Here is a 15,000-nt window from a genome sequence, read left to right as displayed (position 1 = left end):
GAATTCAGTCAAACTCCGAATGCCAATGACTTATCCTTAGGAGTCAGACTGCGAGTGATAAGATCCGTAGTCAAGAGGGAAACAGCCCAGATCGCCAGCTAAGGTCCCAAAGTGTGTATTAAGTGGAAAAGGATGTGGAGTTGCTTAGACAACTAGGATGTTGGCTCAGAAGCAGCCACCATTTAAAGAGTGCGTAATAGCTCACTAGTCGAGTGACTCTGCGCCGAAAATGTACCGGGGCTAAATACACCACCGAAGCTGCGAATTGATACCAATGGTATCAGTGGTAGGGGAGCGTTCTAAGTGCAGTGAAGTCAGACCGGAAGGACTGGTGGAGCGCTTAGAAGTGAGAATGCCGGTATGAGTAGCGAAAGACGGGTGAGAATCCCGTCCACCGAATGCCTAAGGTTTCCTGAGGAAGGCTCGTCCGCTCAGGGTTAGTCAGGACCTAAGCCGAGGCCGACAGGCGTAGGCGATGGACAACAGGTTGATATTCCTGTACCACCTCTTTATCGTTTGAGCAATGGAGGGACGCAGAAGGATAGAAGAAGCGTGCGATTGGTTGTGCACGTCCAAGCAGTTAGGCTGATAAGTAGGCAAATCCGCTTATCGTGAAGGCTGAGCTGTGATGGGGAAGCTCCTTATGGAGCGAAGTCTTTGATTCCCCGCTGCCAAGAAAAGCTTCTAGCGAGATAAAAGGTGCCTGTACCGCAAACCGACACAGGTAGGCGAGGAGAGAATCCTAAGGTGTGCGAGAGAACTCTGGTTAAGGAACTCGGCAAAATGACCCCGTAACTTCGGGAGAAGGGGTGCTTTCTTAACGGAAAGCCGCAGTGAATAGGCCCAAGCGACTGTTTAGCAAAAACACAGGTCTCTGCGAAGCCGTAAGGCGAAGTATAGGGGCTGACACCTGCCCGGTGCTGGAAGGTTAAGGAGAGGGGTTAGCGTAAGCGAAGCTCTGAACTGAAGCCCCAGTAAACGGCGGCCGTAACTATAACGGTCCTAAGGTAGCGAAATTCCTTGTCGGGTAAGTTCCGACCCGCACGAAAGGTGTAACGATTTGGGCACTGTCTCAACCAGAGACTCGGTGAAATTATAGTACCTGTGAAGATGCAGGTTACCCGCGACAGGACGGAAAGACCCCGTGGAGCTTTACTGTAGCCTGATATTGAATTTTGGTACAGTTTGTACAGGATAGGCGGGAGCCATTGAAACCGGAGCGCTAGCTTCGGTGGAGGCGCTGGTGGGATACCGCCCTGACTGTATTGAAATTCTAACCTACGGGTCTTATCGACCCGGGAGACAGTGTCAGGTGGGCAGTTTGACTGGGGCGGTCGCCTCCTAAAGTGTAACGGAGGCGCCCAAAGGTTCCCTCAGAATGGTTGGAAATCATTCGTAGAGTGCAAAGGCATAAGGGAGCTTGACTGCGAGACCTACAAGTCGAGCAGGGACGAAAGTCGGGCTTAGTGATCCGGTGGTTCCGCATGGAAGGGCCATCGCTCAACGGATAAAAGCTACCCCGGGGATAACAGGCTTATCTCCCCCAAGAGTCCACATCGACGGGGAGGTTTGGCACCTCGATGTCGGCTCATCGCATCCTGGGGCTGTAGTCGGTCCCAAGGGTTGGGCTGTTCGCCCATTAAAGCGGTACGCGAGCTGGGTTCAGAACGTCGTGAGACAGTTCGGTCCCTATCCGTCGTGGGCGTAGGAAATTTGAGAGGAGCTGTCCTTAGTACGAGAGGACCGGGATGGACGCACCGCTGGTGTACCAGTTGTTCTGCCAAGGGCATAGCTGGGTAGCTATGTGCGGAAGGGATAAGTGCTGAAAGCATCTAAGCATGAAGCCCCCCTCAAGATGAGATTTCCCATAGCGTAAGCTAGTAAGATCCCTGAAAGATGATCAGGTTGATAGGTTCGAGGTGGAAGCATGGTGACATGTGGAGCTGACGAATACTAATAGATCGAGGACTTAACCATATAATATGAAGCAATGTTATCTAGTTTTGAAGGAATATACCTTCATCAGTTTGGTGATGATGGCAGAGAGGTCACACCCGTTCCCATACCGAACACGGAAGTTAAGCTCTCTAGCGCCGATGGTAGTTGGGACCTTGTCCCTGTGAGAGTAGGACGTCGCCAAGCAACTTTAAGACGAGTCAGAATGACTCGTCTTTTTTGTGTTTAATAAAATAAGTACATTTATTTTGTTTACTATAGTATTACTTTTTTACAGTAATAGGCTCAAAACGTTCATGAGCAAGTAGTATATTGTTTATTTGTAATAGCTTTGTAGTTATTTGAAATTCACGGATCAATGAAGATAATAAATGGAATAAATATGGCTTTTAAACAAGTTCAATCCATTTATGAGCATCTTTTTCTTAGGCACCTTTAATGACGGGATGTTTAATCTCTGAATTGTTTCGTATGATAATGGCTTTAATTCGTGAATAGAAAAAAAGCTAACACATGTTAAATTGAAGTGAACCCAAATAGTGGTACGTGAAAAAAAGTTCATTGTAACAGGCTATTTTCTTCATTTGTTTGTTTTAAGTAGTTATATGGTGAAAGCGGTGGAGTTAAAAAGATAATAGCTCGTGTTCTTTTTTCTGAATTTGGCTGTTGAAGAGCGGCGATAATTTCAAAATATAGTTCTTGCAAGTCTTGTGTGTTACTTTCACATATAACATTTTGGATAACGATGTGCGGAGTAATGTTTAGACTCTATAATCTTTTGTATAGTTTATTACACGAGATTCCCAAGATGATTTTCGGGCGGAAAGATCAGTTATGAGTAGTAATATTTGAATTGCTCTTGCACATAGTGTTCAGCTTCTTTATGAGTTTTACTTGTTTCCTCTAGTAGTTGGATAAGAATCTTTTTTGTGTAGCCTTATAAATAAGGTAACTAAAGTATAATTGACCACTGATTGTTATTTGAACAGCATATTTATCTTTATTATCACGTTGATATAAATAAGTTGGAGGAAGAATGAGTTCATCAGGAGTAAATTAAGGTAGTTTATTTTCTTGTATACTCTATTTGTAATTTGGTTGGCAATAATGAAACTATATGCTTTGTTAGCAATGCTATTTGCTCTTCTAACGGAAAAGCTTACTGTTTTCTATATATAGATATAGGATACAACTCTTTAAATTTTATAATTTTGGAGCTTTTATATAGAAGATAAGTATAAGTGAGAAATTATAGTGTGATTACTTAAATGCAAGGAAGTAGTGGTGTATAACAAGGTGAGAGAACGTTCGTTCCCTAGGCAGTGTAATGGGCATACTCAATCAATTGAGGCGCTTATTTTCTATTGGACATATGTGTTTAAAGAAGAGCTGCCTTACTAGGCTCGAGTTTCCAGTATAGCTTGTAACTTTACATACTTTAGTCAAGTGCTTCTTCAGTAAAGTATATTTCAATTATTAATATTGGATTTATTGACACTCTCACTACTAAAGGGGCCAGCTGACTAACATCAGTGTGATTCTTGCTATTAAAGGCGAGAAGTCCATTTTTGGTATCGCTGACGTGCAAGATTGTGCCATCACCACTCGCACGATAGACCGTATAGGCTCGTGAGCTACGGTACTATGACAGTTGCGTGTTCATATGTTTTAGCTTCTTGTTTTTGTCTATAGTTGAAGTGCAGCAAAACAATAAGCGTTTTTCTATGAAAGTATCGTGAAATCTGTAAACGAACCAATTATTCTATCTCCAACTGGTTTTATGAAATAATCTACTGATTGGTCTTTACTCATCATAATTTTTAATATTAATTGGATCTAGTCTATTAGTTTGTTCATTTTATTATGAATGGTTCAGGATAGTGAAGTAGAGTGTGCGCACTGTTAGAAAGAGATATTGTAATTAAGATAAGAAGAGTAAATGAAGTTGCTAGAAAAGAATTTCTTTTGGAACCCAGTAATGTATGGAGATAACCCTCTTGAAATAGAGAGGGTTGTTAGGAGAGATTAGTAGATAGAGGTAGACAATGAGAGCTATTTAGTAAAATTTTTGTGGATTCTTATGTAACCTTCACTAATCGGGCTTTTATGGATCGGCAGGCTCACTACTAACTTCTTTGCTCCAGCTGAACTTAGAGGTGGGGGATCTTACTGTCTATAAATAGTAGGATAAAAAGGTGTGAACATATTAAATTAAATATCTTTATAAAAAGGTGTTGACGATTAGCCTATAGAGGTGTAATATAGAACAAGTCGCCGGTGCAATAACGCAGAAAGCGACAAACGAAATAAAAAGACTTAGTTGACATTACAAATTGGAAATGTTAACATAAGGAAGTCGCAAATGAGCGACCAAGTAGTTCTTTGAAAACTGAACGAAACAAACAACGTGAACGTCAATTTTTATTTTTAGATGCTAGACAAACTAACTTTATTGGAGAGTTTGATCCTGGCTCAGGATGAACGCTGGCGGCGTGCCTAATACATGCAAGTCGAGCGAATGGATTAAGAGCTTGCTCTTATGAAGTTAGCGGCGGACGGGTGAGTAACACGTGGGTAACCTGCCCATAAGACTGGGATAACTCCGGGAAACCGGGGCTAATACCGGATAATATTTTGAACTGCATGGTTCGAAATTGAAAGGCGGCTTCGGCTGTCACTTATGGATGGACCCGCGTCGCATTAGCTAGTTGGTGAGGTAACGGCTCACCAAGGCAACGATGCGTAGCCGACCTGAGAGGGTGATCGGCCACACTGGGACTGAGACACGGCCCAGACTCCTACGGGAGGCAGCAGTAGGGAATCTTCCGCAATGGACGAAAGTCTGACGGAGCAACGCCGCGTGAGTGATGAAGGCTTTCGGGTCGTAAAACTCTGTTGTTAGGGAAGAACAAGTGCTAGTTGAATAAGCTGGCACCTTGACGGTACCTAACCAGAAAGCCACGGCTAACTACGTGCCAGCAGCCGCGGTAATACGTAGGTGGCAAGCGTTATCCGGAATTATTGGGCGTAAAGCGCGCGCAGGTGGTTTCTTAAGTCTGATGTGAAAGCCCACGGCTCAACCGTGGAGGGTCATTGGAAACTGGGAGACTTGAGTGCAGAAGAGGAAAGTGGAATTCCATGTGTAGCGGTGAAATGCGTAGAGATATGGAGGAACACCAGTGGCGAAGGCGACTTTCTGGTCTGTAACTGACACTGAGGCGCGAAAGCGTGGGGAGCAAACAGGATTAGATACCCTGGTAGTCCACGCCGTAAACGATGAGTGCTAAGTGTTAGAGGGTTTCCGCCCTTTAGTGCTGAAGTTAACGCATTAAGCACTCCGCCTGGGGAGTACGGCCGCAAGGCTGAAACTCAAAGGAATTGACGGGGGCCCGCACAAGCGGTGGAGCATGTGGTTTAATTCGAAGCAACGCGAAGAACCTTACCAGGTCTTGACATCCTCTGAAAATCCTAGAGATAGGACTTCTCCTTCGGGAGCAGAGTGACAGGTGGTGCATGGTTGTCGTCAGCTCGTGTCGTGAGATGTTGGGTTAAGTCCCGCAACGAGCGCAACCCTTGATCTTAGTTGCCATCATTAAGTTGGGCACTCTAAGGTGACTGCCGGTGACAAACCGGAGGAAGGTGGGGATGACGTCAAATCATCATGCCCCTTATGACCTGGGCTACACACGTGCTACAATGGACGGTACAAAGAGCTGCAAGACCGCGAGGTGGAGCTAATCTCATAAAACCGTTCTCAGTTCGGATTGTAGGCTGCAACTCGCCTACATGAAGCTGGAATCGCTAGTAATCGCGGATCAGCATGCCGCGGTGAATACGTTCCCGGGCCTTGTACACACCGCCCGTCACACCACGAGAGTTTGTAACACCCGAAGTCGGTGGGGTAACCTTTATGGAGCCAGCCGCCTAAGGTGGGACAGATGATTGGGGTGAAGTCGTAACAAGGTAGCCGTATCGGAAGGTGCGGCTGGATCACCTCCTTTCTATGGAGAATTGATGAACGCAGTTCATCAATAAACGTTGACTTGTTTCGTTTCGTTCAGTTTTGAGAGAACTATCTCTCAAGTTTAAATGTATGTTCTTTGAAAACTAGATAACAGTGTAGCTCATATTTTTTTAATTTTAGTTTGGTTAAGTTAGAAAGGGCGCACGGTGGATGCCTTGACACTAGGAGTCGATGAAGGACGGGACTAACGCCGATATGCTTCGGGGAGCTGTAAGTAAGCTTTGATCCGAAGATTTCCGAATGGGGAAACCCACTATACGTAATGGTATGGTATCCTTACCTGAATACATAGGGTATGGAAGACAGACCCAGGGAACTGAAACATCTAAGTACCTGGAGGAAGAGAAAGCAAATGCGATTTCCTGAGTAGCGGCGAGCGAAACGGAATCTAGCCCAAACCAAGAGGCTTGCCTCTTGGGGTTGTAGGACATTCTATACGGAGTTACAAAGGAACGAGGTAGACGAAGCGACCTGGAAAGGTCCGTCACAGAGGGTAACAACCCCGTAGTCGAAACTTCGTTCTCTCTTGAATGTATCCTGAGTACGGCGGAACACGTGAAATTCCGTCGGAATCTGGGAGGACCATCTCCCAAGGCTAAATACTCCCTAGTGATCGATAGTGAACCAGTACCGTGAGGGAAAGGTGAAAAGCACCCCGGAAGGGGAGTGAAAGAGATCCTGAAACCGTGTGCCTACAAATAGTCAGAGCCCGTTAATGGGTGATGGCGTGCCTTTTGTAGAATGAACCGGCGAGTTACGATCCCGTGCGAGGTTAAGCTGAAGAGGCGGAGCCGCAGCGAAAGCGAGTCTGAATAGGGCGTTTAGTACGTGGTCGTAGACCCGAAACCAGGTGATCTACCCATGTCCAGGGTGAAGTTCAGGTAACACTGAATGGAGGCCCGAACCCACGCACGTTGAAAAGTGCGGGGATGAGGTGTGGGTAGCGGAGAAATTCCAATCGAACCTGGAGATAGCTGGTTCTCCCCGAAATAGCTTTAGGGCTAGCCTTAAGTGTAAGAGTCTTGGAGGTAGAGCACTGATTGAACTAGGGGTCCTCATCGGATTACCGAATTCAGTCAAACTCCGAATGCCAATGACTTATCCTTAGGAGTCAGACTGCGAGTGATAAGATCCGTAGTCAAGAGGGAAACAGCCCAGATCGCCAGCTAAGGTCCCAAAGTGTGTATTAAGTGGAAAAGGATGTGGAGTTGCTTAGACAACTAGGATGTTGGCTCAGAAGCAGCCACCATTTAAAGAGTGCGTAATAGCTCACTAGTCGAGTGACTCTGCGCCGAAAATGTACCGGGGCTAAATACACCACCGAAGCTGCGAATTGATACCAATGGTATCAGTGGTAGGGGAGCGTTCTAAGTGCAGTGAAGTCAGACCGGAAGGACTGGTGGAGCGCTTAGAAGTGAGAATGCCGGTATGAGTAGCGAAAGACGGGTGAGAATCCCGTCCACCGAATGCCTAAGGTTTCCTGAGGAAGGCTCGTCCGCTCAGGGTTAGTCAGGACCTAAGCCGAGGCCGACAGGCGTAGGCGATGGACAACAGGTTGATATTCCTGTACCACCTCTTTATCGTTTGAGCAATGGAGGGACGCAGAAGGATAGAAGAAGCGTGCGATTGGTTGTGCACGTCCAAGCAGTTAGGCTGATAAGTAGGCAAATCCGCTTATCGTGAAGGCTGAGCTGTGATGGGGAAGCTCCTTATGGAGCGAAGTCTTTGATTCCCCGCTGCCAAGAAAAGCTTCTAGCGAGATAAAAGGTGCCTGTACCGCAAACCGACACAGGTAGGCGAGGAGAGAATCCTAAGGTGTGCGAGAGAACTCTGGTTAAGGAACTCGGCAAAATGACCCCGTAACTTCGGGAGAAGGGGTGCTTTCTTAACGGAAAGCCGCAGTGAATAGGCCCAAGCGACTGTTTAGCAAAAACACAGGTCTCTGCGAAGCCGTAAGGCGAAGTATAGGGGCTGACACCTGCCCGGTGCTGGAAGGTTAAGGAGAGGGGTTAGCGTAAGCGAAGCTCTGAACTGAAGCCCCAGTAAACGGCGGCCGTAACTATAACGGTCCTAAGGTAGCGAAATTCCTTGTCGGGTAAGTTCCGACCCGCACGAAAGGTGTAACGATTTGGGCACTGTCTCAACCAGAGACTCGGTGAAATTATAGTACCTGTGAAGATGCAGGTTACCCGCGACAGGACGGAAAGACCCCGTGGAGCTTTACTGTAGCCTGATATTGAATTTTGGTACAGTTTGTACAGGATAGGCGGGAGCCATTGAAACCGGAGCGCTAGCTTCGGTGGAGGCGCTGGTGGGATACCGCCCTGACTGTATTGAAATTCTAACCTACGGGTCTTATCGACCCGGGAGACAGTGTCAGGTGGGCAGTTTGACTGGGGCGGTCGCCTCCTAAAGTGTAACGGAGGCGCCCAAAGGTTCCCTCAGAATGGTTGGAAATCATTCGTAGAGTGCAAAGGCATAAGGGAGCTTGACTGCGAGACCTACAAGTCGAGCAGGGACGAAAGTCGGGCTTAGTGATCCGGTGGTTCCGCATGGAAGGGCCATCGCTCAACGGATAAAAGCTACCCCGGGGATAACAGGCTTATCTCCCCCAAGAGTCCACATCGACGGGGAGGTTTGGCACCTCGATGTCGGCTCATCGCATCCTGGGGCTGTAGTCGGTCCCAAGGGTTGGGCTGTTCGCCCATTAAAGCGGTACGCGAGCTGGGTTCAGAACGTCGTGAGACAGTTCGGTCCCTATCCGTCGTGGGCGTAGGAAATTTGAGAGGAGCTGTCCTTAGTACGAGAGGACCGGGATGGACGCACCGCTGGTGTACCAGTTGTTCTGCCAAGGGCATAGCTGGGTAGCTATGTGCGGAAGGGATAAGTGCTGAAAGCATCTAAGCATGAAGCCCCCCTCAAGATGAGATTTCCCATAGCGTAAGCTAGTAAGATCCCTGAAAGATGATCAGGTTGATAGGTTCGAGGTGGAAGCATGGTGACATGTGGAGCTGACGAATACTAATAGATCGAGGACTTAACCATATAATATGAAGCAATGTTATCTAGTTTTGAAGGAATATACCTTCATCAGTTTGGTGATGATGGCAGAGAGGTCACACCCGTTCCCATACCGAACACGGAAGTTAAGCTCTCTAGCGCCGATGGTAGTTGGGACCTTGTCCCTGTGAGAGTAGGACGTCGCCAAGCAACTTTAAGACGAGTCAGAATGACTCGTCTTTTTTCGTATTTAATGAAATAAGCTTGTTATCTAGGTTCAAGAAGCCTATTGATAACAAGCTTATTTGTTTAAAGGTAAGTGTATTTATATAAAATTGTTATTCATTATAGCTTCACTTTGCTTTTTACATTGATAAGCTCAAAACGTTCGCAAACGAGCAGCATATCTTCAGAAAAACTAAGCCCAAGCTCGTTTAGTTCCCCTGTAAAGAACTGAATATGGGTGTCTCTCCAGTAACTATAGGTACGATCGCCTTCACCTTCAGCGATAGCGAATTCTTCAGTTACTTCATTCATTGGTGTTACAGTTACTTCTATTGTTTTAATGATAGCTACAGGTTCATCTTGACTATTGAGTACAATACTATAATCATTGGTTGTTGGTAGCGGTTCGTTTTCTAATTCATAAAAAATATGGCCGGAGCATGTTGCGGTTTTCACACCATCAATGACTAGTTTAGCGAGATAATCAGGAGAATCACCAAATTGCCAAGCTGTAACAGATTTCGGTTTTTCATTGTTCCCCCAATAAGTATCCCAATATGTTTGTGCTAATGGATTCATTTGTATTTTCACCTCACTTTAGCTAAAGTTGATTTTCTTTATAAACCCTGGGAAATTTGCTTATTTGTAATAGCTTTGTAGTCATTTAAAGTTTGGATTGTTGTATTACGGATTAATAAAGGTGATACGCTGAATGAATAGGGTTTGTAAACACGTTCTGTCCATTTATGGCCATCATTCTCGTAGACGCCCATAGTAATAGACGGGATGTTTAATTTGCGGATTATTTCATATGGTAATGGATATAGTTGTTATGTAGTCTATTTGTGATTTGTGCTGCAATAAAATTAGGGTTAATGCCAGACAATGTATCGCCTACGTGTGCTTCTCTTCCGTAAATATAGAAACAAGGAAGAAGCTTGTTAGCAGTACCTGTATAAATGTAGCGCTGAGTATCTCCATCATATAAAAGTGTTATAAAATCATTGTGAATAGCCAAACGATACTGTAATTGTTTTTCTTGCTTTAGTCTTTCGAATTCGGTTAAGGCAGAGATAATCCCACGATGTTCTCCTTCTTCATCTCCAATGAATAAGAGTAGTAGATTTCCTTTGAGTAAATGCATATGTTCTGAGAAGTATAGTATATTGGCTAGATGAATGGCAGCACCGCTGTTCATATTAAGAGAACCACAGCCAAACAACCACTCTCCAGATTTTGCGTCGGCTTAAACATTTGTATCACTTTTGTAGGTTTGAAAATATTGTTTTAGTGTTTCGGGAGAGAAAGCATGTTCTTTTAACGATCCGAAACCTTCAATGCTGACTGTATCTAGGTGTGAATGATAAATGATAGTAGAGGGGGGAGGCGTTTTTTCTTTTAAAAATGCAAATACATTTTTTCTACCTATTGTATCATGAGGTACATGTTGAATCCATACGTGTTCAGAGTGCTTTTTAAAATACTATATAGTTCATCTATAATACTGACCTTGCCACTGGTGCCGTTAATACTATTGAAATGAAACTAAATGCCTTTGTAAGTAATTCGATTTCCTTTTCTAATGGTAAAGCTTGCAGTTATTTGTATATAGACATAGGATGAAACTTCCTTAAATCTTATAATGGGGAGTCTTTCATGGAGAAGGTAAGTGCAAGTGAAAAAACTATAGTACGATTACTTAAATACAAGGAAGTAGCGGTGCGGAACACTTGTTCTATAGTGGTGTAATGGGCATATTCAATCAATTGAGGTGTTTATTTTTAATTCAGTATATGTGTTTAAAGAAGAAATGCTATTACTAGGTCCGGATTTCAAATATAGCTTTTAACGTTATGTATTTTAATGAAGTGTTGATCGATAGTAAAGAATATTCTGATTACTAATATTAATCTATTACAAACTATGCCATATTGAAGTGAGTAATACTAGAGTTGAAATAGATAAAAAACCGATATTCCTTGAATATCGGTTTAATAATATGTGGCTTATATGAAGCTATACCGATACGAATAGTGTAAATAAGATGGCTAACAAAATACGATAATATGCAAAAGGTTTTAAACCTATCTTTTCTAAAAGCTTTAGGAAAGTTACTACTGCTAGCATTGCTACTATAAAAGAGGTAATGAATCCTACAGTAAACATAGGAATGTCATCTACACTTAAATACTTCCAACTTTTTAATAAGTCTAACCCTGTAGCTCCAACCATTACAGGAAGGGCGATGAGAAAAGAGAACTCAGATGCAGCCTTATAATTTACTTTCGCTAATAGCCCTCCAGAAATAGTAGAGCCAGCTCTAGAGAAGCCAGGATATACTGCTAAGCATTGAAATAATCCAATTGTTAATGCTTGACGGTATGTTAAATCATCTAGTGAAAAAGCGATTGCCTCTGCCTTTTTTACTTCTGCAAAAATCATAAGAATTGCTCCTGCTACAAGTCCGATTACGACAGTATGCGGCTGGAATAAGTATGTTTTAATAACATCATGTAATAATAAGCCAACAACTACTGCTGGGAATACACCGAGAAAAACATGTAATGCGTTGAATTTTTTCTCTTTCCGTAAAAGGGGTTTAATATTACATAAAGAAACAAGGCGTTTATGATATAAAATTGCGATAGCTAAAATTGCCCCTAACTGTATGACAATTTCAAACGTTTTTGCCCTTTCTCCTTCAAAACCTAATAAATGTCCGACTAATATAAGATGGCCAGTAGAAGAGATAGGTAAAAATTCAGCTAACCCTTCTACAATGCCAAGTATAAAGGCAATGATAAGATCGCTCATAGTTTCACTCCTATAAATTAATGAATATCTACTCTTTTAAAATAGAATAGTGTTGTAATAAATCCGAGAATAGCTGTTACTGCAATGATGATATAAGAATACTCTGGTGGATAAGTCGGTTGTAATTCGTTATTTGCTATATCTAGAGTAGCGGTCCATGGGAATAGGTCTTTATGTTTTGAATTTACGATCATAAGGTTAGTCATTGTAATAATGATTGTTAATATAATAGGCGGTACATAGGTCTTCATTACAAGAGTTAGTAGTACAATAGGTGAAGACAAAAGAAAGAGAAGTCCACCACATATTAAAAATTTTATGAGAGAGCCTAAAAGTAAGGTGATACTAAACCCAGGGAAGCTACCTATTAGCCCTAATAATAAAGTTAGCGCCCAAGCAACTAAAGTTAGCATCATGATCCAAAGGAATAGAAGGATAAACTTACTTATAATAAAGCTAATACGTGATACTGGGATAGTTAGCAAGTTTTTTAATGTATCTTCCGTGTATTCACGGGTAAATAGATAAGCGATTACAACTCCATATAAGGGGAATCCTATAATTAAAGTAGTGTATAGGTTAACTTCAGTGAACAGTTGACCAAATAAAATAGTTGGAGTAGGCTGCTTTGTCTTCATGTGTATATAAGAAGCTACAACCACTAAAAATGGCGCGACACCTGCTCCGATAATACTAATCAAAAACATATTGGATCGTTTCAATTTTAATAGTTCTGTATAAAGCAGATTAACCAATTTTGCCACCCCCAACTAGTTTGGTGAAATAATCTTCTAGTCTATCTTCGCTCATCACAATTTTTAATACTTCAATACCGTTACGAACTAATGTTCTATTAATGTGTCCTTGCTGTCCAAAGTGAGAATAAACGCGAATATTTCCTTCATCATGTACCTCATAATCAAAAATTTGAAAATGATTTTCTAATAGCATCGCAGCTTTATTATCATTATTTACTTGGAATTCTATGTACTTACGATTGGCTTTACGCAGTGTATCAAGAGAAACTTCTTCTAATAACCTTCCTTCATGAATAATTCCCATACGATCAACTAGTTGTTCCACCTCAGCTAATATATGACTAGAAATGAGTATCGTTATATTTCTTTCTTGAGCTAAAGATTTAATGAGTTTTCGCATTTCTTTAATACCGATTGGATCTAGCCCGTTAGTTGGTTCATCTAGTATGAGTAGTTCAGGATAATGGAGAAGAGCACGTGCAATTCCTAAGCGTTGCTTCATTCCTAAAGAGTATTTTCCTACTAATTTTTTTGTTTCGTGCTGCAAGCCTACAATTTCTAATGCTTCTTCAATTGCATTCCTTTTGTGAACTCCAATTATCTTTGCATTAATTAATAAGTTCTCTCTTGCATTTAAGTTTTCATAAAACCCAGGAACTTCAACGATAGAACCAATTCTTCTTAAAATATCTTTTTGATTCCGATGTAAATCCCCACCGAATATTTCTATATTTCCACTTGTAGGTTTTATAAGACTAAGCAACATGCGGATTGTAGTTGTTTTACCAGCACCGTTACGCCCTATGAATCCATAAATCTCTCCTTGCCGTACATTCATATTTAGATTATCTACTGATTTTTGAGTGCCATACACTTTAGTAAGATTAGTCGTTTTTATAATTGTATTTATAGGAGACACCTACTTTCTATAAGTTCTTAATTACATGATAAAAAGAAAGGCTTAACTGCATATTAATCATTTCTTAACTATTTCTTAAAAGTAGTGTGCTTTGGGACAGAAAAACCAAAAGTAGTTCGTTTCCATGGAGTACTTTCAACCCATATATGCCCACCATTTTTTTCAACGAGCGCTTTAGAAATAGAAAGCCCGAGACCGCTACCACCAAACGAGGAGTTCCTTGATTGTTCGCTCCGGTACATTCGCTCAAATACGTTTTGTAAATCATATTTTGGAATACCAGGTCCTTTGTCCCAAATAAGAAGTTCATATTCTGCATCGGTTTCTAGTAGTTCGACTCCTACTGTTTTCCCATCCTTTCCGTAATAAATGGCATTTTTCATTAAATTACCTATAATCCGCATAAGGCTCAGATGGTCTGCGATGATAGGACAAGTAGATTCTGGTATGAGAACTTGTAGTTCAATATTATGTTTTGAGAGCTCAGGTAAAAACTCAATCAAAACTTCTCTAGTAACCTCAGAAAAGTCGAGTTCTTCTTCTTTTAGTGGAAATTCATTAGCGTCTAGCTTTGCCATATTGAATATTTCATCAACTAGGTGCTTTAAGTTATTTGATTTCATATAAAGTATTTTAAGGTATTCTTGCTTTTCTATTTCAGAAGCAGCGACCCCGTCTTTTAAAGCATCAATATATCCAATAATAGAAGTGAGTGGTGTTCGGATATCGTGCGAGATACTAGATAAAAGTTGTTTTCTAGATTCCTCGGATCTTTTTGCCTCGATCTGAACCGTTTCTAATTCAGCTATTAGTTCGTTTATTGAAAAAACGATATTATGTAAGGAGCGGTCATTGTTTGTGAATAATCTTGTTTGTAAATTTCCTTGTAGTGCACGACTTAATTTAGTACTCATTGATTTGCGATTTTGAATGAATTGTATTCTTGAAAAGAAGAGATATATTGTAATTAAGATAAGAGTAATAAATAAAGACATTTTTACTTTTGGGCCCATGTGTATATTTAAAAGCCCGCAAATGATAAGTTGTAATGAAATAAGGAAGAGGGTTTTATCAGTCTTCAAGCTTTTCACCTACAAACTTATAACCAATTCCCCATATAGTTTGAATGAATTTTGGATTGGAAGGATCAATCTCTATTTTCTTTCTAAGTTTTCGAATATGTACCATAACGGTATTGTCATCTTCTATATAATTGTCGTCCCACACATTTCGGAAGAGCTGTGTTTTTGTAAATACTTGTCCTGGGTTTGAAGTAAAGAATTTTAATAGTTCAAGTTCTTTGC

Annotated in this window: 8 protein-coding genes and 5 rRNA genes (2 of these 13 cut by a window edge); 5 read left to right on the top strand and 8 right to left on the bottom strand. The window is 41.9% G+C overall.

Annotation, left to right across the window (positions count from 1 at the left end; all coding sequences use genetic code 11):
- Together QCI75_RS25215 and rrf (QCI75_RS25210) are read left to right on the top strand one after the other, a co-directional pair.
- Nucleotides 1–1,977 (top strand): 23S ribosomal RNA (locus QCI75_RS25215) (it extends 945 nt beyond the left edge of the window).
- A 49-nt stretch (nucleotides 1,978–2,026) separates the two neighbouring features.
- A 5S ribosomal RNA gene (rrf, locus tag QCI75_RS25210) occupies nucleotides 2,027–2,142 on the top strand.
- Between the two features lie 372 nt (nucleotides 2,143–2,514).
- Here rrf (QCI75_RS25210) and QCI75_RS25205 read toward each other — a convergent pair.
- A complete protein-coding gene (locus QCI75_RS25205; protein WP_353761393.1) occupies nucleotides 2,515–2,661 on the bottom strand; it encodes a hypothetical protein in 147 nt (48 codons plus the stop codon).
- 1,744 nt (nucleotides 2,662–4,405) lie between these two features.
- Here QCI75_RS25205 and QCI75_RS25200 point away from each other — a divergent pair.
- The 3 genes from QCI75_RS25200 (at nucleotide 4,406) to rrf (QCI75_RS25190) (ending at nucleotide 9,190) form a co-directional block, all read left to right on the top strand.
- Nucleotides 4,406–5,957 (top strand): 16S ribosomal RNA (locus QCI75_RS25200).
- Nucleotides 5,958–6,103: 146 nt separating this feature from the next.
- A 23S ribosomal RNA gene (locus tag QCI75_RS25195) occupies nucleotides 6,104–9,025 on the top strand.
- Nucleotides 9,026–9,074: 49 nt separating this feature from the next.
- Nucleotides 9,075–9,190, top strand: a 5S ribosomal RNA gene (gene rrf, locus QCI75_RS25190).
- Together the 16S, 23S and 5S rRNA genes form the textbook arrangement of a ribosomal RNA operon.
- Before the next feature lie 135 nt (nucleotides 9,191–9,325).
- Here the strand turns inward: rrf (QCI75_RS25190) and QCI75_RS25185 are convergent.
- The 7 genes from QCI75_RS25185 to QCI75_RS25155 form a co-directional block, all read right to left on the bottom strand.
- Nucleotides 9,326–9,784, bottom strand: a complete 459-nt coding sequence (locus QCI75_RS25185; RefSeq protein WP_353761392.1) for an ASCH domain-containing protein — start codon at nucleotides 9,782–9,784, stop codon at nucleotides 9,326–9,328.
- 223 nt (nucleotides 9,785–10,007) lie between these two features.
- Complete coding sequence (locus QCI75_RS25180; RefSeq protein ID WP_353761391.1) at nucleotides 10,008–10,403, bottom strand: hypothetical protein; 396 nt, start codon at nucleotides 10,401–10,403, stop codon at nucleotides 10,008–10,010.
- 818 nt (nucleotides 10,404–11,221) lie between these two features.
- Nucleotides 11,222–12,019: an undecaprenyl-diphosphate phosphatase UppP gene (gene uppP / locus QCI75_RS25175; RefSeq protein WP_353761390.1), complete on the bottom strand. Its 798-nt coding sequence runs from the start codon at nucleotides 12,017–12,019 to the stop codon at nucleotides 11,222–11,224.
- 17 nt (nucleotides 12,020–12,036) lie between these two features.
- Nucleotides 12,037–12,774, bottom strand: a complete 738-nt coding sequence (locus tag QCI75_RS25170; RefSeq protein WP_144508758.1) for an ABC transporter permease — start codon at nucleotides 12,772–12,774, stop codon at nucleotides 12,037–12,039.
- Complete coding sequence (locus QCI75_RS25165) at nucleotides 12,767–13,696, bottom strand: ABC transporter ATP-binding protein (RefSeq protein WP_144508757.1); 930 nt, start codon at nucleotides 13,694–13,696, stop codon at nucleotides 12,767–12,769. The genes QCI75_RS25170 and QCI75_RS25165 overlap by 8 nt, the downstream gene beginning before the upstream one ends.
- Nucleotides 13,697–13,764: 68 nt before the next feature.
- Complete coding sequence (locus tag QCI75_RS25160) at nucleotides 13,765–14,778, bottom strand: sensor histidine kinase (RefSeq protein WP_353761387.1); 1,014 nt, start codon at nucleotides 14,776–14,778, stop codon at nucleotides 13,765–13,767.
- Nucleotides 14,768–15,000, bottom strand: partial view of a response regulator transcription factor gene (locus QCI75_RS25155; protein WP_144508755.1) — the final stretch only. 481 nt of this gene lie beyond the right edge of the window; the window shows 233 of its 714 coding nt (coding positions 482–714); its start codon lies beyond the right edge, outside the window; its stop codon occupies nucleotides 14,768–14,770. The genes QCI75_RS25160 and QCI75_RS25155 overlap by 11 nt, the downstream gene beginning before the upstream one ends.

It is taken from the genome of Bacillus cereus group sp. RP43 (assembly GCF_040459645.1).
Classification (GTDB): Bacteria; Bacillota; Bacilli; order Bacillales; family Bacillaceae_G; genus Bacillus_A; species Bacillus_A mycoides_C.
The sequence above is the reverse complement of the archived record's forward strand: the minus strand, read 5'-3'. Positions and strand labels throughout refer to the sequence as shown.

Excerpts from the sequence above, each read along its gene's own strand:
- QCI75_RS25185 (WP_353761392.1), bottom strand. The coding sequence starts at position 9,784 with ATGAATCCATTAGCACAAACATATTGGGATACTTATTGGGGGAACAAT.
- QCI75_RS25180 (WP_353761391.1), bottom strand. The coding sequence starts at position 10,403 with ATGAACAGCGGTGCTGCCATTCATCTAGCCAATATACTATACTTCTCA.
- uppP (WP_353761390.1), bottom strand. The coding sequence starts at position 12,019 with ATGAGCGATCTTATCATTGCCTTTATACTTGGCATTGTAGAAGGGTTA.